Below are 22,739 nucleotides of genomic sequence, written 5' to 3'. Positions count from 1 at the left end.
GCAATATGAAGGATTTTGCATATGTTCAAAGTTGAGATCCGCCCGGACTGGGTACTGCGCCACCCGAACGGCCAGGCGGTGCCGCTGCCGGTGCTGCTGGACCTGCTTGCGGCGGTGCGCAGTTCCGGCAGCATCAGCCAGGCGGCCAAGGCCTGCGGCATCTCCTACCGCCACGCGTGGGGACTTCTGAACGAGTTCAACCAGCAATTCGGAGCCGAACTGGTGCACAAATCACGCGGCTCGGGCACGGTGCTGTCGCCGCTGGCAGACAAATTGATCTGGGCCGACAAGCGCATCGCCGCCCGCCTCAGCCCCATGCTGGACAGCCTGGCCTCCGAGCTGCAGCAGGAGCTGGCCAGCCTGCTCGACGAGCGCCCGCCCGCCTTGCGCCTGACCGCCTCGCACGGCTTCGCAGTGGCGGCGCTGGTGAGCCGGCTGGAACAGCAAGGCGTGCTGGTGGACCTGCAATACCGCAGCAGCACCGAAGCGGTGGCCGCCCTGGCGCGCGGCGAGTGCGATCTGGCAGGCTTCCACCTGCCGGTGGGCGAATTCGAAGGCGCGGCGGCGGCTAAGTACCGGCCGCTGCTTGATCCCGGCCGCCAGATGCTGATCCACCTGGCCTACCGCATGCAGGGCATCTTCACCGCCAAGGGCAACCCGAAAGACATCCGCACGCTGGACGACCTGGCGCGGCCGGACGTGCGCTTCGTGAACCGGCAGCGCGGCTCGGGCACGCGGCTATTGCTGGAACTGCTGCTGGACGGCCACGGCATCGCGCCGGACCGCATCAACGGCTTCGAGAGCGCCGAATTCACGCACGCGGCGGTAGCCGCCTACGTCGCCAGCAACATGGCCGACGCCAGCTTCGGCGTGGAAACCGCCGCCCGCCGCTTCGACCTGGATTTCGTGCCGGTGGTGCGCGAGCGCTACTTCTTCGCCTGCGCCCGCGAAGCGCCCGCCGCCCCGCTGGTGGCCGCCGCGCTGGCGGTGATGGAGAGCGACGAGTTCAAAACCACGCTGGCCGCCCTGCCCGGCTACGACGGCGCCCTGAGCGGCCAGCGCCTGTCGCTGCAGTCGCTGTTCTGATCCCGTTTCAAGCAAGCTGCGATGAATTGAGCTAGTGCCGCGCTGCCGGACCTGACCCCGCCGGAGAAACGGCTGCACCTGGCCGAAAAATGATTGCGCTATCTATTTTATGTTATAAGATGATACAAATATTTCTAACGACAAAAGGTCCGCCGATGAAATTGCTGTGCTCCTTCGTTTCAAGCTTTGCAATCGCCGCCTGCCTGTCCGCGTCGCCGAATGCGATGGCGATCGGTCAGAAGCCGTTCGTGGATTCCGGCACCGCCGCAGGTGTCGAACTGATCTCGCGCGGAAAGACGGCGTCTATCCATCTGGATGGCGACGACTACCCCGGCGTGCTGCGTGCGGCGCGCGATCTGCAAAGCGACATCGAAAAGGTGGGCAGCCAGCGCCCTGCCTTGAGCCTGCAAAACACGCCCGGCGCGGTTAGCGGTGAGGACGTGATCCTGATCGGCACCATAGGCCACAGCCGCCTGATCGATCAACTGATCGCACAGAAGAAGCTCAATACCAGCGCAATCAAGGACCAATGGGAAGGCTACGTGGTGCAGGCTGTGAAAGCGCCAATGCCAGGCGTGGCGCGCGCCCTCGTGATCGCCGGCAGCGACAAACGCGGCACCATCTTTGGCATCTACACGCTGGCCGAGCAACTGGGCGTGTCGCCTTGGTACTGGTGGGCGGACGTGCCGGTGCCCCGCAAGGACCACGCTGTCGTCCCATTCGGCACGCTGGTGAGCGACCGGCCGGCCGTGAAGTACCGCGGCATCTTCCTGAACGACGAGGCCCCGGCGCTGACCAACTGGGCCAAGGATAAATTCGGCGGCTTCAACCACCGGTTCTATGAAAAGCTGTTCGAACTGATGCTGCGGATGCGCGCCAATTACCTGTGGCCGGCCATGTGGTACTCGGCGTTCAACGACGACGACAAGGAAAACGCCCGGCTGGCCAACGAGATGGGCATCGTCATGGGCACCTCGCATCACGAGCCGATGATGCGCTCGCAGCAGGAATGGCACCGTTACGGCAAAGGACCGTGGGACTACGAGAAGAACGGCGATGCGTTGCGCAAGTTCTGGGCCGAGGGTCTGCGCAACAGCCATGACTACGAGCAGGTGATCACGATGGCGATGCGGGGCGATGGCGATGAGCCCATGTCCGAGCAGGCCAACGTATCGCTGCTGCAAGGCATCGTGAACGACCAGCGCAAGCTGATTGCAGCCGAATGGAACAAGGATCCGGCCAAGGTGCCGCAGCTGTGGGCGCTGTACAAGGAAGTGCAGGAATATTACGACAAAGGCATGCGCGTGCCCGACGACGTGCTACTGCTGATGTCCGACGACAACTGGGGCAACATCCGGCGCCTGCCGACGGCGGAAGAGCGCAAGCGCAGCGGCGGCGCCGGCATCTACTACCATTTCGACTATGTGGGCGTACCTCGCTCCTACAAGTGGCTTAACGTGACCCAGATCTCCAAGGTGTGGGAACAGATGAACCTGGCCAGCGAGTTCGGAGCGGACCGCATGTGGGTGGTGAATGTCGGCGACCTGAAGCCGATGGAAATACCGACCGAATTCTTCCTCACCTATGCCTGGGACCCGAAGGCCTGGCCGGCCGAGCGCCTGGGCGACTACCTGAACCAGTGGGCCGCGCGCGAGTTCGGCGCTGTTCACGCGGGCGAGATTGCCGATATCGTCAACCAGTACACGCGCTTCAACGCGCGGCGCCGCCCGGAGCAGCTCGATCCGGCGACCTACAGCCTGGTGAACTATCGGGAGGCGGAACGCGTGGTGAGCGCCTACAACGGCCTGGCTGAGCGTTCGCGGCGCCTCGCCGCAGCCCTGCCGGCACAGCAACGCGACGCGTTCTTCCAGCTGGTGGAGTACCCGGTGCGCGCTTCGGCCAACGCGCTGGACATGTATGTCAGCGCCGGCATGAACCGCCTTTATGCGAACCAAGGCAGGATTACCGCCAACGACATGGCCGCCAGGGTGCGCGCGCTGTTTGCCAACGACGCGGAACTGGCGCGCAAGTACCAGCAGGACATCAGCGGCGGGAAGTGGAAGCATATGATGTCGCAAACCCGTTTCGGCTATACCAACTGGGACCAGCCCTACCGCGACGTGATGCCGGCAGTAAGCGAATTGCGCGTTCCCGTCAATGGCGAGCTGGCTGCCCCCAACGGCATCCACCCCAGCGACCAGATGGGGATAGCCGTCGAAGGCAATGCCGTATCATGGCCGGTATTCCCGATCAAACCGCTGGTGCTGCCACAGCTGGACGTGTTCCAGAAGCAGGCAGGACGCATCGAACTGTTCAACCGTTCAAGCGCGCCATTCTCGTTCAGCATTTCCGCCAACCAGCCATGGGTACGCCTGAGCACGAGCGGTGGAACCGTCGAGAAAACGCAGCTGGTGGAAGTCGACGTTCAGTGGGACAAGGTGCCGCTGGGCGACAGCCGCGCGGAATTAACGGTGACAGGGCCGGACAAGGCCAGCGTGAAGGTGGCCGTCCCCGTCCACAACCCTGCCGCGCTGCGGCCGGAACAGGCCACCGGGCATGTGGAAGCGCGCGGCGTGATCGCCATCGAAGCGGAGCATTACACCGCGGCGGCGGGCGCGTCTGGCCGGCGCTGGCTGAAGATTCCGGACTATGGCCATACCTTGTCCGGCATGACCGTGTCGCCCGCGCATGCGGGGGCACTCGATCTGCGCGACGGCATGCAGCTGCAATATACCGTGAATATCTTTAACCCCGGCAAGCTCCAGGTTGAAGCGGTATTGGCCCCGACGCTGAAATTCTCCCCGGGAGGCGGCTTCCGCTACGGGATTTCCTTCGACGATGAAGCGCCTCAGGTGATCAATATCCACGCGGATGAATCGGAAGAACACTGGCGTAAGATCGTGTCCGACGGTGTGGCCAGGTTCTCCAGCACGCACACGGTAAGGTCCGCTGGCAAACACACGTTGAAGTTCTGGGCCTTGGACCCGGGGGTCGTGCTGCAGCGGCTGGTGGTCAACACGGGCGGCCTCAAGCCAAGCTATCTGGGACCGCCGGAAAGCCCCTACTTCCCGGCGCGCGGCACGGCCCGTTGACCAATCAGGCTCGCCGCTTCAGCTCCACGGATTGCGGTGCCAAAATACCGGCTGAAGCTGCTGCCAGGCTGCGTCCATCTGGTCCATCGCGGCCAGTTTGACGCGCGGGACGGGGTCACAGGGACGGGGTCAAGGGACGGGGTCAGGTCCGGCATTGCGACACGAGCTCAAGTGGAGTAAGGATCAGCTCATGGCGTGATGCCGGAACTGACCCCGCTTCAGGATCAGCTCATCACGGGGACGGGGTCATGTCCGGCATTGCGACACGAGCTCAAGCGGGACGCGCGGGACGGGGTCAGGTCCGGCATTGCGACACGAGCTCAAGTGGAGTAAGGATCAGCTCATGGCGTGATGCCGGAACTGACCCCGCTTCTCTGGCGTGATGCCGGAACTGACCCCGCTTCTGGAACTGACCCCGCTTCTGGTGCGGTTCAGGCTTGCCGCTTCAGCTCGAAGGTGGCCGGGGTTCGGAACTCCGTCATGCGCGCTTGCCAGGCCGCGTCCATCTGGTCCATCGAGGCCAGTTTGACGTGGCCGTAGCCTCGCACTTGTTCCGGCAGTTGCGCCAGCTTCAGCGCGGCGGCCTTGTTGTGCGGCTTGAGGCTAGCCGACAGGTCGCGAGCGAAGGCCAGGTAGCGGTCGCGCAGGGCGCGCTCGCGGCGGCGTTCGTGCGTGTAGCCGAATACGTCCAGCGGCGTGCCGCGCAGGCCTTTCAGGCGCGCTAGGCCGCCGAAGCCCTTCATCATCCAGCCGCCGAATGCCATCTTGACCGGCACGTCCGAACCCGGCTTCTTGCGCGCCAGGAGCGGCGGCGCGAGGTGGAAGCCGAGCTTGTAGTCGCCTTCGAATTGCGCGGCGATCTGCTCGCGGAAAGCGGGGTCGGCGTGCAGGCGCGCTACTTCGTATTCGTCCTTGTAGGCCATCAGCTTGAACAGGTTGCGCGCCACGGCTTTGCTCAGCGCGCGCTTCGAGTCCGCACCTTCCAGGGCGATTTCGCGGTGCTCGACTGCCGCCACGGCGTCGGCGTACACGCGCGCATAGGCGGCGTTCTGGTACTTGGTCAGCCAGTCCACGCGGAAGGCCACCAGCTCGGGCAGCGACTTGGGCGCGGCGAACTGGATCACCTTCTGCTGCGGCTGCGCCAGGCGCGCCAGCGCGTCGCTGTCGGCTGCGGCCAGGCGGCCCAGCATGAAGGCGCGCTTGTTCATGTCGATGGCGACGCCGTTCAGCTCAATGGCGCGCATCAGCGCTTCCAGGCCGGCGGGCACCAGCCCTTTTTGCCACGCGTAGCCCATCAGCAGGATGTTGCCGCCGATCGGATCGCCGAGGAATCGCGCGGCGATTTCCTGCGCGTCCAGCTGCAGCACACGGTCGGCACCCGCCGCCGACGCCAGCTTTTCCAGCAGGCCTTCCTTGTTGATGGATGCATCGCGGTCGCGGGTAAATTCCGCCGTCGGGATCTCGCGCTCGTTGGCCACCACTTGCGTGTGGCCGCGCCGCATCACGGACAGGCTGTCCGGCATGGCCGCCACCACCAGGTCGCAGGCGAACACCGCGTCCGCCTGTTGCAGGTCGATGCGCACCTGGTTCAAGGCCGACGGCGACGCGGCAACGCGCACGTGCGACAGCACCGCGCCGCCCTTCTGCGCAAAGCCCATGAAGTCCAGCGTGGAGGCGCCCTTGCCTTCCAGGTGCGCGGCCATGGTGATCAGCGCGCCAACCGTCACGATGCCGGTGCCGCCCACACCCGCCACCAGAATCTCGAACGGCTTGTCCAGCGCGTGCGGCGCGGGCGCGGGGTAGCGGCCCAGCGCCTGTTCCAGGTCCGCCAGTGTGAGCGCCACGCTGGCCGGCTTGCGCAGCGTGCCGCCCAGTACCGATACGAAGCTCGGGCAGAAGCCTTCCACGCAGGAGTAGTCCTTGTTGCAGGATGACTGCTCGATCTGGCGCTTGCGGCCCAGTTCCGTTTCCAGCGGCAGGATGGACAGGCAGTTGGACTGCACGCCGCAGTCGCCGCAGCCTTCGCACACCGCCGGGTTGATCACCATGCGGCGTGCGGGGTCGGGGAATACGATTTTTTCCGGCTTGTTCTTCTTGCGGCGGCGGCGCTTCTCGGCCGCGCAGGTCTGGTCGTACACCAGCACCGTCACGCCCGCGATCTCGCGCAGCATGCGTTGCATGGCATCCAGCTCGCTGCGGTGGTGCACCGTCACGCCCGCAGGCAGCGCTACGCCGTGGTAGTTCTCCGGCTGGTCGGTCACCACCACCACCTTCTTCGCGCCCTCGCTCACCACCTGCTGCACGATCTGCGGCACGGACAGCGTGCCGTCCACCGGCTGGCCGCCGGTCATGGCCACCGCGTCGTTGTACAGGATCTTGTAGGTGATGTTGGTGCGCGCGGCAATCGCCTGGCGGATCGCCAGCGAACCCGAATGGTAGTAGGTGCCGTCGCCCAGGTTCTGGAACACGTGCTTCTCGCCCACGAAGCGCGAGGAACCCACCCAGCTGATGCCCTCGCCGCCCATCTGCGCCAGGTAGTTGGTGTCGCGCTTCATCCACGTGGCCATGAAGTGGCAGCCGATGCCGGCCATGGCGCGGCTGCCTTCCGGCACGCGGGTGGAGGTGTTGTGCGGGCAGCCGGAGCAGAAGTACGGCGTGCGCTTGATGCTGTCCGCACTGTTGGATAGCAGCTCGGCGGCGCAGAAGTCCGGCAGCATGCGCTGCAGGTCCAGCGCCGGATAGCGCGGCGCCAGCCATTGCACCAGCGCCGGCGCAATGCGCGACGGCCGCAGCTCGCCCAGCGCGGACAGCAGCGCGTGGCCGTGTTGGTCGGTCTTGCCGATGACGGCGGGACGCTCGGACTGCGGCAGGTTGTAGAACAGGTTCTTCACCTGCTGCTCGATCACCGCGCCCTTCTCTTCCACCACCAGGATTTCCTGCAGGCCCTCCGCGAACGCCGCCAGGCGGGTGCGCTCCAGCGGATAGGTCAGGCCCGGCTTGTACAGACGCACGCCCATTTCTTCCAGGCGGCTCAAAGGCAGCCCAAGGCGCTCCAGCGCTTCCAGCAAATCGAGATAGGCCTTGCCGGCGCTGATGATGCCGATGCTGGCGCCCGGCGCGGGCACCACCATGCGGTCGATGGAATTGGCGCGGGCGAAGGCCTGCACCGCTTCCAGCTTCTCCGCCATGCGCACTTCCAGCGCCAGGCCCGGCAAGTCCGGCCAGCGGTTGTGCAGGCCGTCCGGCGGCGCGGTGTAGTCGGTGGGCGTAACGTACTGCGGCAACGGCGGCAGCTCCACCACGGCGCCGCCTTCCACGGTTTCGGAAATGGCTTTGAAGCCGGACCAGGCGCCCGAATAGCGCGACAGCGCCCAGCCGTACAGGCCGAACTCCAGGTACTCCTGGATGTTGGCCGGGTTAATCACCGGCATGCCCCACGCGATCAGTGCCTGCTCGCTCTGGTGCGGCATCGAAGAGGACACGCAGCCGTGGTCGTCGCCCAGGATCACCAGCACGCCGCCGCGCGGCGAGGAGCCGTACACGTGGCCGTGTTTGAGCGCGTCGCCCGCGCGGTCCACGCCCGGGCCTTTGCCGTACCACATGGCGAACACGCCATCGACCTTGCGGGTGGGGTCGGCTTCCACCTGCTGCGAGCCCAGTACCGCCGTGGCCCCTAGTTCCTCGTTAATCGCGGGCAGGAATTCAACGTTGTGCTTTGCCAGCAGCTTGGACGCGCGCCACAGCTCCTGGTCCACCGCGCCCAGCGGCGAGCCGCGGTAGCCGCTGACGAAGCCGCCCGTGCTCAGGCCTTGCGCGTCGTCGCAGATCTTCTGCATGCACAGCAGGCGCACCAGCGCTTGGGTGCCGGTCAGGAACACGCGGCCCTGGGTGCGGGTCAGGTTGTCGGAAAGAGCGTAGTCGGGGTCCGCAAGCGCGGGCTGGATGGAGGCCGGCAAGGTCATTGAATTCATTGTTCTGTCTCGCATTAAGGACTTATAGTGCGAGAAATGATATGGCGCACAGACCGAAATATTACTCCTATTCTCACGCCCGGAAGCATTAGAATAGGTTTTTTCTTTCTCAAAACCGCTGAAAAATGAAAAACGATTCCCTGGACGCGGCCTCGCTCAAGATCTTATCTGAACTACAAAAGAACGCCCGCATCTCGTCCAACGAACTGGCCGAGAAGATCGGCATGTCGGCCAGCCCGTGCTGGCGCCGCCAGAAGGAGCTGGAGGACAACGGCTACATCATCCGCTACACGGCGCTGGTGGACCGGCGCAAGCTGGGGCTGTCGGTGGTGTGCATGGCCAACATCACGCTGGCGCGGCACGAGGAAGGCGCGGTGAAGAATTTCGAGGAAGCGATGCGCCTGCGGCCGGAGGTGGTGGAGTGCTACGAGACCACCGGCAATGCGGACTACCTGGTGAAGATCGTGGTGGCGGACATGGACGGCTACCATGACTTCCTGCACAACGTGCTGGTGAAGCTGAACGGCGTTTCGCAGGTCAACACCAGCGTGGCGCTGCGCGAAGTGAAGTACGAGACCGCCCTGCCGCTGTAGTCAGCACTTTTCGACTAGGACATTTTGTCCCGATGTATGGAAATTGCTTTTGTGTAGTATCGAGGTAGTGCTCCTCACGATAGATAGCGTCAAGTATTAACCTGGAAATACGCAAAATGATGGAATGGATCCCCGTAGTCTTAGTTACTTTCAAGGTTCTCGTGCTCGGCATAGGCATGTACTTCGCTATCAAGTGGCATTACGACCAAGGGACGAAGGAGAAGGGCAAGGAGATGGAGAAGCGCGCGGTGCTACGCGCGGGCGGCAAGGTGGCCGCAGCCTTCCTGCTATTGCTCCTGGGCCTGGGGGTCGTCACCTTCGCTCTTGGCAGGATGATCGGTCTGGACTTGAGCTTCCCATAATGGCAAAGATCAGTCGGCCGATTGCTGCTCTTAGGACTGCGGGTCGAACCCGAAGACACGCAGTTCTTGATCGCAGCGACAGGCCTTGGCGAGGCGCGCCGCCCACGCGATGGCGTCGTCGCGCGTAGGCAGTTCCAACACGGCGAAGCCGCCGTCCAGCGTGGGCGCCCAAGGGTAGCCGCCCTTTGCAACCGCGCCGTCAGCAGAAACGAGTAGGGGCGGTACGCCCTCGTCGATTCCGCCGGCGAAGACGTAAACGCCGGCGGCTTTCGCCTCATCAATCACTGCGTGTGCGGCGCGGCCCACCGCTTCCATTTCATCATCAGGCACAACCATCGCTGCGCTTGGGAAAGAGATCAGGTACTTGGCCATGGTGCTCCTTTTGGAGAATTGATAGCGGTCGTGAATCGGGTCGGAATAACTCAGTGTACGAGATTGTTATTCCCAGGACAACAACGGGTCCGGGCGATGCGGAAACCAAGATCGTCGATGGCAAAGGTCGGATGGCTGCGGCGCCGGTTGGCGGCAAGGCAGCCGCGCTCCTTGTCGGCCCAGCCGCCGCCGCGAAACACGCGGTAGTCGCCATAGACCTCGGGGTCGTACGGGTCGGCGCACCATTCCCACACTTTGCCCAGCATATCGTGCAAGCCCCATGGGTTGGGCAGCTTCAGATGGCGCTCCGTCCGCACCGGCGAAGGCTACGCGGCGGCCGGTCCTGTCGTCCTTCATGGCGATGGTGCCGGAAGGGATGGCGATGAGATCGGGCTGCACTACTGCGCGCCAGCTGGATCCACCATGGCGGACAAGTAGATGGCGCTGAACTCGGGCGGGAAGCGGCGCGCGCGGCCGGCGCTGATGTCCACGCAGATCAGTTCCCAGCGGCCACGCAGCACGGTGGCCTGGTCGCTGTTGCGGATCAGCTGGAAGCGCCGCTCCATGGTCATTTTGCCGTCGCTGGCGGTGAGCCAGGTGCCCAGCGTGAGCGGCTCGCCGAGGCGCGTGGCTTGCAGGTAGTCGTAGGAGGCGCTGCGGATGGCCATGGCGCGGTCGAGGCGGTGGTAGTCGGCCAGCGCCAGCCCCAGCGCTTCGGAATGGGACCAGCCTATCGCCTCGCACCAGCGCACGTAGACGGCGTTATTGGTGTGCTGCAGGCCGTCGATGTCTTGCGCTTGCGGCTGTAACGGCAGGGTGTAGGCTTGCGGGTAGTCCCAGGGCATGGCGTCTCAGTGTGGTCTGTGAGCCGCCATTATAGGGGGCATTCGCGGGATCGCCCCGCCCTGCCCCGCTTAAGCCGGCACGGGGCGCGCGTAGACATGCTGCGCCGCCAGCTTGACGATCCGGCCCAGCGGGAGCTCCACCCAGCGGTGGAAGGCGGCGCCGGCGACCAGGCTGGCGCCCCAGGCGATGGCCATGCCCGCCGCCTGCCAGTACGGTTCCGCCGGAACGAAGCGCGTAAAGGCTGCGTTCACGATCAGGCTGACCGGGAAGTGAATCAGGAACACGGCGTACGAGGTCTTGGCCAGGTAATTGACCAGCTGCCAGGCGCGCCCGGCGTCGGCGGCCAGCCTGGCGCGGCCGAACGCGAACAGCGCGCAGGCCACCGCCAGCGCCACGGCGATGCGGACGCGGAACTCCAGCACCAGCGCGGCCAGCGTCGGCAGCACCAGCATCGCCAGCAGCAGCGCCACCGCGCCCGGCTTGCGCTTCGCGTCGCTGGCCCACCATGCGAGCACACCGAGGCCGTAGCTGCCGAAGAAGTACGGCGCCCAGTTGTCCCAGTCGCTGTCCAGGTTGAAGTACAGCAGCGAGCTGCTGACGGCGGCCAGCATCACGGCCGGCATCAGCCAGGTGCTCAGGCCATCGCCGCCCAGGCGGCCGGACAGCCAAAGCAGCAGCACCATGCCCGCGTACAGCTGGAAGTCGATGGCGACGTACCAGGCGCCGGCCGACAGCGATTCGTAACCGAGCACGCTGTGCAGCAGCAGCGCGTGCGCGCTCAGTTGGCCGAGACTGGCCGGTGCGGAGATGGAGCCGTGCGTCATCCAGGCGCTGGCCAGCGCGTTGGCGCCCGCGGCCAGCAGTGCGGCGGCCAGGAACGGCGGGGCCAGCTTGGCGTAGCGGCGCCAGACGGCATGCAGCGGCGCGGCCATGCCGGGCCGGCCGGACGGGGACAGGGACTTGGCCGCCAGGAAGCCGCCCACCACCAGGAACACCTGCACGGCGATGCGGGCGTGCTCGTCGAGCCAGCCGATCAGCTCGGGCATCAGAGCCCGCGCGTGGTCGGCCATGGGGCCGTAAAAGGCCAGGTGGTGCAGCACGATCAGCTGCGCGGCGCCGGCCTTCAACAGGTTAATCAGGCCAAATTGTGCCGGGGCCGCTGCGGCCGGACCCGTGCGTACTGCTACATTCATCGCCATCCCTTGCTTGCGTTTACATTCCAACAATACTTCTACACGCAAGACAGGCTGGCGGTGATATTGCGGACCGGGCGGTATGATAGCCGAAGTGGCCACAGCCCGCCCACACGGCCCGCCGCCTACTCTTCCACGGGAATGGCCAGGGGCTTGGGCGGGTAGCTGGCCAGCACGATGGAGGTTGTCACCGCGCCCAGGCTGGCCAGTTCGTCGATGGCGCTTTCCAGCGCGCTCATTTCCGCCACCGTCACGCGCACGATGAAGCAGTCTTCGCCGGTGATCCTGTCGGCGCCGACGATGGCGGGCATGGCCTGGAATTTGGCGAGGCAGTCGGCTATCCGGCTGTGGGTGGTTTTCAGCCGGACCAGCGCGCTGATGCCGAGGCCGGCGCGGCGCGCGTCGATGCGGGCGCCGTAGCCTTCTATCACGCCGGATTCCTCCAGCCGCTGGATGCGCGCCGTCACCGCCGGCTGCGACAGGCCGATCCGCTTGCCGATCTCGGTATTGCTCATGCGCGCGTTGGTTTGCAGCAGCCCGAGGATGCGGCTGTCGAGGCGGTCCACCGCCGGCTTTGTTTTCATTTGCGAATATCCTTGAATTCCTTTGGAATCCTGCTGGATGGTGATGAATTCAATGGTTTTCCCCTGTAGCCACCGCAGCATAGTTGGCATACTGGAGCTCGTCAACCACTCTCACTGGCCGCCATGCATACTCCCGTCCTGATCGTCCCCGGCATTAACAACTCCGGTGAAAACCACTGGCAAACTCTTTGGCAGCGCCGCAATCCGGGCTTTGAAAGGCTGGAGGTCGAGGATTGGGATCATCCCGAATGCGGCCACTGGAGCGACGCGATCGACCGCGCAGTGCGGCGGCTCGGTCCGCGCACGGTTATCGTGGCGCACAGCCTGGGGTGCCTGGCTGTGGCGCATTGGGCTGCGCGGTCCGGTAATCCGGCTGCCGGCGCGGCCGGCGCGGCGCTGCTGGTGGCGCTGCCGGACCCGCACGGGCCGGCCTTCCCGTCCGAGGCGCGGGGTTTCGCGCCGCTGCCGGAGATCCGCTTGCCCTTCCCCAGCATCATCGTCACCAGCGGCGATGATCCGTATGCGAACGCCGGGCTCACTGACCGTTGCGCGAACGCCTGGGGAAGCCGGGTCCACCATGCGGGAAACCACGGGCATCTGAACGCGGCCAGCGGGCTGGGGGAATGGGCAGCCGGCTGGGATTTGCTTGAATCGTTGCGGAGGTAGTTATTACGGGCGCCGGACAGCCGTCATCGCCGCGCCGTGGGCAGCAGCAGCGTTGGCCGCCAAGTCAACGTGAACGCGATCGCCATGGCGGCGGCCGCTCCAAGAACCACCCACAGCAAGGTGCCGAAACCCGCGCCGTCCCGCCAGAAGCAGAGCAGATAGGCGACGGCCAGCAGGCCGAATCCGAAGGGGCGCAAGCGGCGCCGGTGCGGCGACACGCCGCATTCCTGTCCGCTGGCCCGCGCCCAGTGTTCCGGCATGGCCAATGCCAGGCAGGCGAAGCCGCAGTAGGCCGCCAGGCAGGCTGCGGCCAACAGCAGCGCGGCCATCATGGTTGCGCCCCTATCGCAGGTGCGCCGGACTGCACGTCTGGCCCCTGCTCCGCCTTGGCGTTTGCGTTGATCTTGCCCGCCAGCCGCCTTGCCGTCCATGCAGCAAGCAGCGCCAGCGCCAGCAGCAAGCCGTCCATCCCGGCCACGCCCCACTTGCCAGACCACAGCGCATGCGGCAAATGGTCCCCCGTGGTGGCGGCGTTCAGCAGCACGCAGGCCAGCGCCAGCGCGCAGATCGCCCGGACCTGTTCGCGCCACGCGGCGGCGGGCCGCCACCAGCCGTGCGCGAAGCTTCCCAGCCATACGAGGTAGAACACCCACTGCTCGAGCGCAGCGCGCTCCTGGCCGGCGAAAGTGGCCCCCAGCGGGAGCAGCCGGTTGGCCGCAAAAAAGGCCAGCGTTGCGATCACGATGCCGGTAATGCTGCCGATGGCGAGACCTTCCACCACGCGCACGCCGGCCAGCCCCTGCTTCGCGTGCCTGCTGCGCCGCGCTTCCAGCCAGAACAGGAAGCCGGTGGCGATCAGCACGCAGCCGGAGAGTCCGGCGAGGAAGTACAGCCAGCGCAGCGGCCAGTGCTGAAACTGGATGAAATGCATACCCGAAATAAAGCGCTGAACCGTCCTGACAGGCGCCGCCTCGAAGCGGTGCAGCACGTCGCCGCTGGCGGCGTCGAAATAGATCTGGTCGAGATTCATGGTGATGTCGCGCGCATAGGAACGGCGCAGTTCGACATAGCTGTTGGCGTCGCCCGGATGCCACACGCGCACGAAATACGGGCGCCCGCCGCCCCACTCGCGCTCGGCGCGCAGCGCCATGGCGTCCAGCGACGCGAGCTGTCCGGGCGCGTTGGCCTTGGGCCGGCTGTAACGGCCCAGGTCCTCGGCGGTGTACGCGGCCTTGCCCTGCTTGCCGGCGCCGTAGACGCCCCAGTGCGCCTGCGGGAAGTAGATGCCGATGAAGATGATCAGGCCCGAGAGCGTCATCACGAAATGGAACGGCAGCCCGATCACGCCGGTGAGGTTGTGCAGATCCAGGCTGCTGCGCTGCAGGCGCTTGTGCGGCCGGAAGGTGAAAAACTGCGAGAAGATTTTCTTGTGGATGATGACGCCGGAAACCAGCAGCGCCAGCATCGCCATCGCGGCCAGCCCCACCAGCCACTCGCCCAGGTCCATCCACTTCAGGTGCAGGCTGAAATGGAAGGGGAAGATGAAGCCGCTGCCGGCCTTGGTGCCCTGGTCGGGCAGGAAGGCGTTGCGCGCCGGGTCGATCTGCCGCACCGTGCTGTCGCCCGCGCCGGTCCGGTAGGAGAAGCGCAGCACCGGCACCCGTTCGGTCGGCAAGTCCACGCGCCACTGGCTCGCTTTCGCCGGCACCACGCTACCGGCCAGGCCTGCGATGCGGTCGAGCGAGTAAGCGCCGTGCGGCTGCGCCGCCAGCCGCGTGTCCGGCATCATCCAGCGGTCGATCTCGCGGTCGAACACGCTCAGGCTCCCCATCCAGAAGATGGCGAACAGCAGGCTGCCGATCACCACGCCGGCCCAGGTGTGCAGCCAGGCCATGGACTTTGTGAAGTTCTTTTCCACTTACCCTCCTCTAACGCGCGAGCTGCAGCACAGCCGCCATCACGGCCGCAGCGCCCACCAGCGCCAGCCAAAGCCGCGCCGTGCTTTTCACGCTGAAGGCCCACAGCAGCAGCACCAGGTAGCCAATGAAACCAAGCATGGCGGCCAGCACCACCGCTTCCGACCTCACCATGCCCAGGCGCGCCAGCACCGCAGCGGCCGTGGCCACCGTCAGCGCGGTCAGCGCGTAGCCGCCGCCGATGGCGCCCAGCACGCGCAGCACCAGATCGATACGCGGTCTTTGACTCATGGCGTGCTTAGAAGCCGAGCGAGTAGCCCAGCGTCACGCTGCGCCCCCGTCCTGCGAAATAACGGCTCGGTTCAACCAGCGCGCTTTGCGAGTAGTACGTGATGTAGTCGCGGTCGAACAGGTTGGCCACGCCCAGGCGCACCTCGCCCCGTGGCAGCTTGTAGTTCAGGCTGGCGTCCACCAGCGTGTAGCCGGAGAACTCCTTGGCCGGATCGTCGAAACTCTGCTGGAAAGCGTGCTGCGCCTGCACGAAGGACGCCAGCTTGCCGTTCCAGCTTGCGGTCCAGGAGGCGATCAGCCGGTTCGGCGCCACGTTCAGGCCGTCCAGCTTCGCTTCCAGGCTGCCGTTGTTGTCGCTGTCGTAGCGGCCCCTGGTGTAGGCGTAGGCCAGCTTGGCGCGGTGCGCGGCATTGATGCGGTAGCCGATGCTGGCGTCCACGCCGCGCAGGCGGGTCTTTTCGCGCGACATCACGAATACGCCGTTGACCGGCGCCACGCGGGCGCCGAAGTCGGAGTCGGACTGGAAGTAGCTGGCCTCGAGGTCCCATGCGCCGCGCCGGGCGCGCGCGCCAGCTTCCACGCCTTCGGTGAGGATAGCTTCGAGGTTGCGCATGCTGCCGATGCTCTGGCCCGGCGTGTTGATCGAGCGCAGCGCGCGCCCGATGTCCGGCAGCCCCATGCCCTCGGAGTAGTTGGCGAACAGGCTTACGTCCTGCACCGGCGTATAAACGGCGCCCGCGTTGAACAGGGTTTCCTTGAACTTGATGGCGCCGCCTTGCACCAGCACGCTGCGGTAGGCCGCCAGCGTGGTGTAGCTGTCCACCTTCAGGTCGGCGTCTTCCCTGCGCACGCCGCCGTGCAGAGTGAGCTGGTCGAGCAGTTTGAATTCGCCCTGCGCGAACAGCGACAGGTTGCGGTACTTCGATTCCGGCACAAAGGTCCGTCCGGTGCCGTACAGGTCCTGCTTGCCCTCGTCGGTGAGGGTGTCGAAGCCGGCCGTCACTTTCAGGCGCTTGTCCAGCAGGTCCGCTTTGCTCAGGCCTACCTTGCTGCCGAACTTGGACGCCACGGAACGCGACTGGTCGAACAGCGTGCCCCTCGGCGCGATCGCCACGTCCTGGAAGGTGGCGGAGTTGTCGGCGCCGAACAGGCCGACGAATTCCTGGTTGAACAGCAGCGCGGACAGCTCCATGCCGGCCAGGTCGTCGTGGGTGTAGGTGACGCTGGAGGTCCATACGTCGTTCCAGGCCGGCGTTCCCGGCGGCGTGCCTTCGACCGAGGTGGAGGGAATGCCCAGCTGCCGGTTGCCGGCCACGCCGACATAGCTGGCCTTCGATTTGATCTTGTAGCGGTTGACGGCGAGCTGCAGGCGCTGTTTGTCGTCGAGCTGGTAGCCGAGTTTGCCGATCACGTCGTAGCTGCGCGAGTCCATCAGGTCGCCCTGCGTCACGTCCACGCCGATGGCCCGGCCCGCGCCGTCGCCGTGCAGGCCCTGGTCTTCGTAGGCGAGCGCGAACAGGTAGTCGAGTTTGTCGGTGCGGCCGCTGGCGCGGTAGCTGGTCTTGTAGCCCATCACGTCCGAGCCGAGGCCGGACGTCGGGGTGGTGGCCTGCACGTCGATGTGCTGGTTGAAGCTGCCCTTCTCCGGCCGCCGCGTGATGATGTTGATGGTGCCGCCGGTGGCGCCCAGGCCGTTGACGGCGTTCGGTCCGTGGATGACTTCAATCCGCTCGACCATGGAGAAATCGATGGTGTGCGCCTCGCGGCCGGTGGGCCGCACGGGGTTCGATTGCGGCACGCCGTCGATCAGGATCAGCGGCGTGCGCCCGCGCAGGGTTTCGCCTGAGCCGTTCATCTTGCCGCGGCTCGGTGTGTAGGACGGCAGCACGCTGCTCAGCACATCCGACGAGTTGGTCGACAGCGCCAGTTGCCGTTCGATTTCTTCTTTCCTAATGACGACGATGGTCTGCGGCGCCCTGGCCGCTTCCATGTTGGAGCGGGACGCGGAGACGATGACGGCTTGCGGGGCCGGCTCGCCGGGGACTGCTTCCTGCGCTTGCGCTTGTGCTTGCGACAATGCTGCTGCCGCCATCAACGGCATGACCTTGGACGACTTCACTGATACCTCTCGCTGGGTGTGGGCAACGATGGCTGGCTGGCACGGTGTCGATGAAGGTGCGTGGCTGGCTAGATGAAAATGGTTCTCATTATCATTCTGATAGCGACAGATGTCAATCTTCCCAGGCTGTCCCGCCCTGAAGGCGGCGGCTTTCCAGCGCCGGCGCGGGCGGCAGGCCGGTCACCGCCAGGATGTCCTGTTCGTCCAGGGTTTCGCGCTCGAGCAAGGCGTGCACCAGCGCGTCGAGCTCCTTGCGGTGCCGGCTCAACAGCTGCAACGCCTCGTCATGGCACTCGCCGATGATGCGCTGCACGTTGACGTCGATCAGGCGCGCGGTTTCCTCGCTGAACGGCTTGGGGCCGGCGTAGGCCGCGCCGCCCAGGTAGGGATTCTGGCGCGGCGCCAGCTGGACCAGTCCGAGCTCCTCGCTCATGCCCCAGCGCGTCACCATATTCCTGGCGATCTCGGTGGCCTGCTCGATGTCGTTCTCGGCGCCGGTGGTCTTGCTGCCGTAGGCGATGGTCTCGGCCACGCGCCCGCCCAGCATGCCGATGATCCGGGCCCGCAGGTACGCTTCCGGGTAGTTGTAGCGGTCGGTCTGCGGCCGCTGGTAGGTCACGCCCAGGGCCTGGCCGCGCGGCACGATGGTGACGCGGTGCACCGGGTCGGAGCCGGGCACCAGCAGGCCCAGGATGGCGTGGCCGCTCTCGTGGTAGGCGATGCGTTCGCGGTCGGCCGCGCTCAGCAGGATGGGCCGTTCCGGACCCAGCACGATTTTCTCCAGCGCGTCCATGAAATCCTTCTGGTGCACCGCGTTCCGGTTGCGGCGCGCGGCCAGCAGCGCCGCTTCGTTGACGAGGTTTTTCAGGTCGGCGCCGGCCAGCCCGGGCGTGGCGCCGGCCAGGTCGGCCAGGCTGGCGTCCGGCGCCAGCGGCACCTTGCGCGTGTGCACCGCCAGGATGGCTTCGCGCCCGGCCTTGTCGGGCAGGTTGACCACCACGCGGCGGTCGAAGCGGCCCGGCCTCAGCAGGGCCTTGTCCAGCACGTCGGGCTGGTTGGTGGCGGCCAGCACGATGATGCCTTCGCGGCTGGAAAAGCCGTCCATCTCGGTCAGGATCTGGTTCAGCGTCTGCTCCTGCTCGCTCGCTCCGCCGATGGCGAACTGGCCGCGCGCGCGGCCGATGGAATCGAGTTCGTCGATGAAGATGATGGCGGGGGGTGCTCGCGCGCCTGGCGGAACAGGTCGCGCACGCGGGCCGCGCCCACGCCGACGATCATTTCCACGAATTCGGCCGCGCTCATGGAGAAGAACGGCACCCCGGCCTCGCCCGCCACGGCTTTGGCCAGCAGGGTCTTGCCGGTGCCGGGGGCGCCCACCAGCAGCACGCCCTTGGGCGCGGCGCCGCCCAGGCGGGTGTATTTTTCGGGGTCTTTGAGGAAGTCGACGATTTCGACCAGCTCGTTTTCGGCCTCGTCGATGCCGGCCACGTCGTCAAAGGTGGTGCGGGCGCCTTGCTGCTGGTCGTAGCGGCGCGCCTTACTCTGGCCGATGCCGAACAACGCGCCCATGCCGCCGCCCTGCTGCGCGGCACGGCGGTAGAGCCAGACGTAGAAGGCGATGATGAGCAGCGCGGGGCCGAAGCCGTACAGCAGCGTGGCGAGCGCGCTGTCGCTGCGCAGCGGCACGGCGCTGATTTCGACTTTGTTGGCGATGAGGAATTGCTCGAGGCCGGGGTCGACGAAGGCTGGCAGCGTGGTGGTGAAGGTTTTGGCCGCGCGGCGGGGGGACTCGGCCTGGGCGCTGCCGCCCCTGGGCCAGGCGACCGGCGCGGCGAAGCTGCCTTCGATGCTGACGTCTTTGCTGTAGATGGCGGTGACGTTGCCTTTGGCGACTTCTTGTTTGAAGACGGTGTAGGGGATGTTCACCGGCGCGTCGGTGCCGGGGAAGTACCATTTCATGATGAGGTAGTTGATGAACAGGACGATGGCGAATAGCATCCAGGTCTTGCTGGGCGGGAGCTCGACCTGGGGGGCGGGGGTGCCGGCGGACTTCGCTGGCGGTTTGGGGCGGTCGTCGCGCTTCATCTGCGTTAGGCAACGGATTGGCGGGTTGGTTGCAGGTATTTTAGCAGCCGCAGCGGATCCGCAGTAGATGACGCGAGCGTCGCGCGCCCACGGCGCGCGGGGCTGCGCGCATAGCGCGCAGCAGATGGGCGATTCGGAGAGGGTTTGCGCGGCACGCGCAAACCCTTCGAATCCCACCGGCTCCGTCCGAACAAATAAAAAAGGGCTCCCGCAGGGGAGCCCGTTTTTATTTGTTCTGGCGGAGACGGTGGGATTCGAACCCACGATACAGGTATAAGCCGTATGCATCCTTAGCAGGGATGTGCCTTCGGCCACTCGGCCACGTCTCCTAGCTGATTACTCAACTATTGCCTCTCCGTTACGTTGCCGTACCGGTGAGGACGAGCGCTATAGTAATGGCACCTTCCCGATTGGTCAAGGGATCGTACTCGCCTTTAGTGCTTGCGCGTTTGCTTGGCGCCGCCGTACGGTACGCTCAACTCGCCGCGAAAACAACGCCGTACTGTTCGCCTACGCGCCCAGCTCGTGCATCGGGGTCCGGTAGGTCTCCTTGGCCGTGGCGACCGAGACCGCCGAGATCGCACTGGTGATGCTGACGAACACCGCCACCGGCAGCCAGCCCATCTCGCCCTGCCCCAGGATGGCGGCGCTGATGGTGGGGGCGAAGCCGCCCAGCGCGAAGCCGATCTGCGTGCCGATGGCCATGCCGGACAGGCGCACCCGGGTGTCGAACATTTCGCCGTACATGGCCGGCCAGACGCCGTTGGCGGCCGAGTACACCACGCCGGAGAGCAGCAGGCCGAAGGCGAAAATCAGCGGCACGTTGGCGGTGGCGATGGCCCACAGGTAGGGCCACATCAGCACCGCGGAGCCGAGCGCGCCGAAGATGAACACCGGCTTGCGCCCGATGCGGTCGGCCAGCGCGGCGAACAGCGGGATGGCGCCGAGCGCGATCAGGTTGGCCAGGATCAGCACGGTGAGCATGGTGGCGCGCGGGATGTGCATGGTGTTGACCGCGTACGACAGCGTGAACACGCTGAAGATGGTGCTGACGACGGACACCAGCGCGGCGAAGACCACCCGCGCCAGGTTGGCCTTGTGGGTGCTGAACAGCTCCACGATGGGCATGCGCGCGGCTTTGCCCGGCGCGGCCGCCTCTTCCTTGAAGGCGGGCGTTTCAGGCAGGGTGCGGCGCACCCAGAAGCCCACCGCCACCACCACGGCGCTCAGCAGGAAGGGAATGCGCCAGCCCCAGGACAGCATGTCTTCTTCCGGCAGCGCGGAAATCGGCAGGAATACCAGCGTGGCCAGGATCAGGCCGGCCTGCGTGCCGCTCAGGGTGAAGCTGGTGAAGAAGGCGCGCCGGTGCGGCGGCGCGTGTTCCAGCGTCATGGAGTTGGCGCCGGCCTGCTCGCCGGCCGCCGACACGCCTTGCAGCATGCGCAATATCACCAGCATCACCGGCGCGGCCATGCCGATCTGGCTGTAGGTGGGCAGCAGGCCCACCGCGAAGGTGGAGACGCCCATCAGCAGCAGCGTGAAGGTGAGCACTTTCTTGCGGCCGTATTTGTCGCCGATGTGGCCCAGCACGATGGCGCCCAGCGGCCGCGTGATGTAGGCCACGCCGAAGGTGGCGAAGGCCGCCACCGTCGCCGCCACGGGATTGAAGGCGGGGAAGAAGATTTTGCCGAACACCAGCGCCGCCGCCGTGCCGTAGATGAAGAAGTCGTAGTATTCGACGGCGCTGCCGATCCAGCTGGCGAAGGCGGCCTTGCGCGGCGAGCGCTTCGGGGCGGCCGGCGTTGCGGCCATCGACTCTGCGTCATGCGGTCCGGCCGGGGTCTTGCGCTCCGCCTCTGCGGGCGTTGCTTGCGCTGCGATTGCTGTGTTCATGTCTTCCTCCAATTTGATAGTGTAGTCTGGTGCGGGATCAGAAGCGGTGCAGGATGCCCAGCTGCAGCCCGGTCAGGCGCCTGCCGTTGACGTCGCCGTTGGCCAGGTTGGCGGACGGCGCGGCCGAGCTGCTGAAGCGGAAGCCGGCGCTGGGGTCGTTCTTCATCACGGTGGCGAAGCCGTACAGCAGCGTGCGGCGCGACAGGTCGTAGTAGCCGCCCACGTTGGCCGAGCGCGCGCCGGCCCCGCCGCCGCTGGTGTCGTGCGCGCCGCCCAGCATGGCGCCCACCCGCAGCGCGGGACTGATGCGGTAGTCGGCCGACAGCTCCCACAGGTTGTAGTAGCGCCGCGCGTTGGCGTCGGTGCCGGCGAAGGCGTTGTTCGGGCTGCCCACCAGGCTCAAAATCGCGCCGGTGTTGCGGCCGCTGCCGTTGGCGGTGTTGTTGTTGCTGCGCGCCGCCGCCAGGTAGATCTTCCCTGCCCCGTACTGGTAATTCAGGTAGAGGTTGTGGTACTCGATGCGCTCCTGCACGGTGGCGGTGGCGCGGTTCGGACTGGCCAGCACGCCGGCGTAGCCGGTGCGCCAGGGGCCGTTCTGATAGTCCAGCGCCAGCTGCCATACGCCCTTGCTGTTGGCGCCGGCGGCGTTCTCGGGCAGCGCGTAGTGCAGGTCCAGCTGCAGGCCGGCCATGCGCGGCGATTTGTAGGACAGGTCGTTGTCGTAGCGCGAGGGCACGCCGAAGGTGTTGAAGATGGAGCCGAAGGTGGTGCGCTCGGTGTAGTCGATGGCGCCGCCGATGTAGAAGGCCTGGGTGTTCTGCCGCCCGGCGCGGAATTCGCCCGCCGGGGTGGCGATGCCGACCCAGGCCTGGCGGTCGAACAGGCGGCTGCTGTCGGCCGCCGCGCCGCTGTCGGCGCCGATGCCCTGCTCCAGCGTGTAGTTCACGCGGTAGCCGCCGCCGAGGTCTTCGCCGCCCTTGACGCCGAGGCGGCTGCGCAGGATGGCGCCGTCGTTCAGGCCCGTGATGTGGGCGCCGCTGCTGCTGCGGATGTAGCCGATGTATTGGTCCAGCGTGCCGTACAGGGTGACGCCGCTTTGCGCCAGCGCAGGGACAGCCGTCCCCGCCAGCAGGCAGGCTGCTGTAATCGTGTGTCTCATATTGTCTCGTTTTATGGTTATAGGTTTGGATACGTGCTACGAAATACGTGCTACGAAAGCTGGGCCAGGCCCGCGATGGCCAGGCCGTAGCCGGCCACGCCGAAGCCGTACAGCACGCCGGCCGCCACCGGCGAGATATACGAGTGATGGCGGAATGCTTCCCGCGCATGCACGTTCGAGATGTGCAGCTCCACCACGCGCAGCTGCGCGCCCTTGATGGCGTCGTGCAGCGCCGCCGAGGTGTGGGTGTAGGCGCCGGCGTTGATCACCGCGCCGGCCAGCGTGCCCGCCGCCTGCGCGGCGCCCGCTTCATGGATGGCGTCGATCAGCACGCCCTCGTGGTTGGACTGGCGGAAGTCCAGCGTGCAGCCGTGCGCCTCGCAGGCCGCGCGGCACAGGCGTTCCACGTCGGCCAGCGTGTGGGCGCCGTACACGCCGGGCTCGCGGCTGCCCAGCAAGTTCAGGTTGGGGCCGTTCAGCACCAGGATGGTTGGTCGCGCCATGGCTGCTC

At 66.2% G+C, this 22,739-nt stretch carries 18 protein-coding genes, 1 tRNA gene and 1 pseudogene; 5 read left to right on the top strand and 15 right to left on the bottom strand.

Annotation, left to right across the window (positions count from 1 at the left end; genetic code table 11):
* Positions 1-21 precede the first annotated feature (21 nt).
* Positions 22-1,086, top strand: a complete 1,065-nt coding sequence (locus AC56DV_RS22365; RefSeq protein ID WP_496316409.1) for a substrate-binding domain-containing protein — start codon at positions 22-24, stop codon at positions 1,084-1,086.
* A 155-nt stretch (positions 1,087-1,241) separates the two neighbouring features.
* Positions 1,242-4,178 carry a glycosyl hydrolase 115 family protein gene (locus AC56DV_RS22360; RefSeq protein WP_496316408.1) on the top strand — a complete coding sequence of 979 codons (2,937 nt, stop codon included), beginning with the start codon at positions 1,242-1,244 and terminating at the stop codon, positions 4,176-4,178.
* Positions 4,179-4,609: 431 nt separating this feature from the next.
* Here AC56DV_RS22360 and AC56DV_RS22355 read toward each other — a convergent pair whose 3' ends face one another.
* Positions 4,610-8,140 carry an indolepyruvate ferredoxin oxidoreductase family protein gene (locus AC56DV_RS22355; protein WP_496316441.1) on the bottom strand — a complete coding sequence of 1,177 codons (3,531 nt, stop codon included), beginning with the start codon at positions 8,138-8,140 and terminating at the stop codon, positions 4,610-4,612.
* 134 nt (positions 8,141-8,274) lie between these two features.
* Here AC56DV_RS22355 and AC56DV_RS22350 point away from each other — a divergent pair, with 134 nt between their 5' ends.
* A complete protein-coding gene (locus tag AC56DV_RS22350) occupies positions 8,275-8,742 on the top strand; it encodes an Lrp/AsnC family transcriptional regulator (RefSeq protein WP_056404476.1) in 468 nt (155 codons plus the stop codon).
* A gap of 116 nt (positions 8,743-8,858) precedes the next feature.
* Positions 8,859-9,104 (top strand): hypothetical protein, encoded by a 246-nt coding sequence (locus AC56DV_RS22345; RefSeq protein ID WP_496316407.1) that lies wholly within the window; start codon positions 8,859-8,861, stop codon positions 9,102-9,104.
* A 30-nt stretch (positions 9,105-9,134) separates the two neighbouring features.
* Here AC56DV_RS22345 and AC56DV_RS22340 read toward each other — a convergent pair whose 3' ends face one another.
* The 5 genes from AC56DV_RS22340 to AC56DV_RS22320 all read right to left on the bottom strand — a co-directional run bounded on the left by AC56DV_RS22340 (position 9,135) and on the right by AC56DV_RS22320 (position 12,099).
* Entirely contained in the window at positions 9,135-9,476 is a 342-nt protein-coding gene (locus AC56DV_RS22340; protein WP_496316406.1) for a YciI family protein, read from the bottom strand.
* A 50-nt stretch (positions 9,477-9,526) separates the two neighbouring features.
* Complete coding sequence (locus AC56DV_RS22335) at positions 9,527-9,793, bottom strand: formylglycine-generating enzyme family protein (RefSeq protein WP_496316405.1); 267 nt, start codon at positions 9,791-9,793, stop codon at positions 9,527-9,529.
* 81 nt (positions 9,794-9,874) lie between these two features.
* Positions 9,875-10,321, bottom strand: coding sequence for an acyl-CoA thioesterase (locus tag AC56DV_RS22330; protein ID WP_496316404.1), 447 nt, complete (start codon positions 10,319-10,321; stop codon positions 9,875-9,877).
* 69 nt (positions 10,322-10,390) lie between these two features.
* Positions 10,391-11,515 carry an acyltransferase family protein gene (locus tag AC56DV_RS22325; protein ID WP_496316403.1) on the bottom strand — a complete coding sequence of 375 codons (1,125 nt, stop codon included), beginning with the start codon at positions 11,513-11,515 and terminating at the stop codon, positions 10,391-10,393.
* Positions 11,516-11,640: 125 nt separating this feature from the next.
* Positions 11,641-12,099 carry an Lrp/AsnC family transcriptional regulator gene (locus tag AC56DV_RS22320; RefSeq protein WP_496316402.1) on the bottom strand — a complete coding sequence of 153 codons (459 nt, stop codon included), beginning with the start codon at positions 12,097-12,099 and terminating at the stop codon, positions 11,641-11,643.
* A gap of 123 nt (positions 12,100-12,222) precedes the next feature.
* Here AC56DV_RS22320 and AC56DV_RS22315 point away from each other — a divergent pair, with 123 nt between their 5' ends.
* The gene (locus AC56DV_RS22315) at positions 12,223-12,765 is read left to right on the top strand and encodes an RBBP9/YdeN family alpha/beta hydrolase (RefSeq protein WP_496316401.1); all 543 of its coding nucleotides are present in this window, start codon (positions 12,223-12,225) and stop codon (positions 12,763-12,765) included.
* Between the two features lie 23 nt (positions 12,766-12,788).
* Here the strand turns inward: AC56DV_RS22315 and AC56DV_RS22310 are convergent, their stop codons facing one another.
* The 9 genes and pseudogenes from AC56DV_RS22310 to aroQ all read right to left on the bottom strand — a co-directional run bounded on the left by AC56DV_RS22310 (position 12,789) and on the right by aroQ (position 22,731).
* Positions 12,789-13,097 (bottom strand): DUF3325 domain-containing protein, encoded by a 309-nt coding sequence (locus AC56DV_RS22310; protein WP_496316400.1) that lies wholly within the window; start codon positions 13,095-13,097, stop codon positions 12,789-12,791.
* The gene (locus tag AC56DV_RS22305; protein WP_496316399.1) at positions 13,094-14,683 is read right to left on the bottom strand and encodes a PepSY-associated TM helix domain-containing protein; all 1,590 of its coding nucleotides are present in this window, start codon (positions 14,681-14,683) and stop codon (positions 13,094-13,096) included. Before AC56DV_RS22305 ends, AC56DV_RS22310 begins: the two co-directional genes overlap by 4 nt.
* Before the next feature lie 10 nt (positions 14,684-14,693).
* A complete protein-coding gene (locus AC56DV_RS22300; protein WP_496316398.1) occupies positions 14,694-14,972 on the bottom strand; it encodes an iron uptake protein in 279 nt (92 codons plus the stop codon).
* A 7-nt stretch (positions 14,973-14,979) separates the two neighbouring features.
* Positions 14,980-17,091, bottom strand: coding sequence for a TonB-dependent receptor (locus tag AC56DV_RS22295; RefSeq protein ID WP_496316440.1), 2,112 nt, complete (start codon positions 17,089-17,091; stop codon positions 14,980-14,982).
* Between the two features lie 115 nt (positions 17,092-17,206).
* Positions 17,207-19,045, bottom strand: a pseudogene (locus AC56DV_RS22290) (AAA family ATPase); the annotation flags it as partial.
* Between the two features lie 367 nt (positions 19,046-19,412).
* Positions 19,413-19,505 (bottom strand) — tRNA-Ser (locus tag AC56DV_RS22285).
* A 181-nt stretch (positions 19,506-19,686) separates the two neighbouring features.
* Positions 19,687-21,069 carry an MFS transporter gene (locus AC56DV_RS22280; RefSeq protein ID WP_496316397.1) on the bottom strand — a complete coding sequence of 461 codons (1,383 nt, stop codon included), beginning with the start codon at positions 21,067-21,069 and terminating at the stop codon, positions 19,687-19,689.
* 37 nt (positions 21,070-21,106) lie between these two features.
* On the bottom strand, positions 21,107-22,228 hold the full coding sequence (locus AC56DV_RS22275; protein WP_496316396.1) for a porin: 1,122 nt from the start codon (positions 22,226-22,228) through the stop codon (positions 21,107-21,109).
* A 50-nt stretch (positions 22,229-22,278) separates the two neighbouring features.
* The gene (gene aroQ / locus AC56DV_RS22270) at positions 22,279-22,731 is read right to left on the bottom strand and encodes a type II 3-dehydroquinate dehydratase (RefSeq protein ID WP_496316395.1); all 453 of its coding nucleotides are present in this window, start codon (positions 22,729-22,731) and stop codon (positions 22,279-22,281) included.
* Positions 22,732-22,739 lie beyond the last annotated feature (8 nt).

This window comes from Massilia sp. BGA-UO-ETr-WB1 (genome assembly GCF_059567845.1).
Note: the sequence above shows the minus strand (reverse complement) of the source record. Positions and strands in the feature narration are given on the sequence as shown.

Excerpts from the sequence above, each read along its gene's own strand:
- AC56DV_RS22350 (WP_056404476.1), top strand. The coding sequence starts at position 8,275 with ATGAAAAACGATTCCCTGGACGCGGCCTCGCTCAAGATCTTATCTGAA.
- AC56DV_RS22345 (WP_496316407.1), top strand. The coding sequence starts at position 8,859 with ATGATGGAATGGATCCCCGTAGTCTTAGTTACTTTCAAGGTTCTCGTG.
- AC56DV_RS22360 (WP_496316408.1), top strand. The coding sequence starts at position 1,242 with ATGAAATTGCTGTGCTCCTTCGTTTCAAGCTTTGCAATCGCCGCCTGC.
- AC56DV_RS22355 (WP_496316441.1), bottom strand. The coding sequence starts at position 8,140 with ATGACCTTGCCGGCCTCCATCCAGCCCGCGCTTGCGGACCCCGACTAC.
- AC56DV_RS22365 (WP_496316409.1), top strand. The coding sequence starts at position 22 with ATGTTCAAAGTTGAGATCCGCCCGGACTGGGTACTGCGCCACCCGAAC.
- AC56DV_RS22320 (WP_496316402.1), bottom strand. The coding sequence starts at position 12,099 with ATGAAAACAAAGCCGGCGGTGGACCGCCTCGACAGCCGCATCCTCGGG.
- AC56DV_RS22310 (WP_496316400.1), bottom strand. The coding sequence starts at position 13,097 with ATGATGGCCGCGCTGCTGTTGGCCGCAGCCTGCCTGGCGGCCTACTGC.
- AC56DV_RS22330 (WP_496316404.1), bottom strand. The coding sequence starts at position 10,321 with ATGCCCTGGGACTACCCGCAAGCCTACACCCTGCCGTTACAGCCGCAA.
- AC56DV_RS22315 (WP_496316401.1), top strand. The coding sequence starts at position 12,223 with ATGCATACTCCCGTCCTGATCGTCCCCGGCATTAACAACTCCGGTGAA.
- AC56DV_RS22300 (WP_496316398.1), bottom strand. The coding sequence starts at position 14,972 with ATGAGTCAAAGACCGCGTATCGATCTGGTGCTGCGCGTGCTGGGCGCC.
- AC56DV_RS22280 (WP_496316397.1), bottom strand. The coding sequence starts at position 21,069 with ATGAACACAGCAATCGCAGCGCAAGCAACGCCCGCAGAGGCGGAGCGC.
- AC56DV_RS22340 (WP_496316406.1), bottom strand. The coding sequence starts at position 9,476 with ATGGCCAAGTACCTGATCTCTTTCCCAAGCGCAGCGATGGTTGTGCCT.
- AC56DV_RS22275 (WP_496316396.1), bottom strand. The coding sequence starts at position 22,228 with ATGAGACACACGATTACAGCAGCCTGCCTGCTGGCGGGGACGGCTGTC.
- aroQ (WP_496316395.1), bottom strand. The coding sequence starts at position 22,731 with ATGGCGCGACCAACCATCCTGGTGCTGAACGGCCCCAACCTGAACTTG.
- AC56DV_RS22325 (WP_496316403.1), bottom strand. The coding sequence starts at position 11,515 with ATGAATGTAGCAGTACGCACGGGTCCGGCCGCAGCGGCCCCGGCACAA.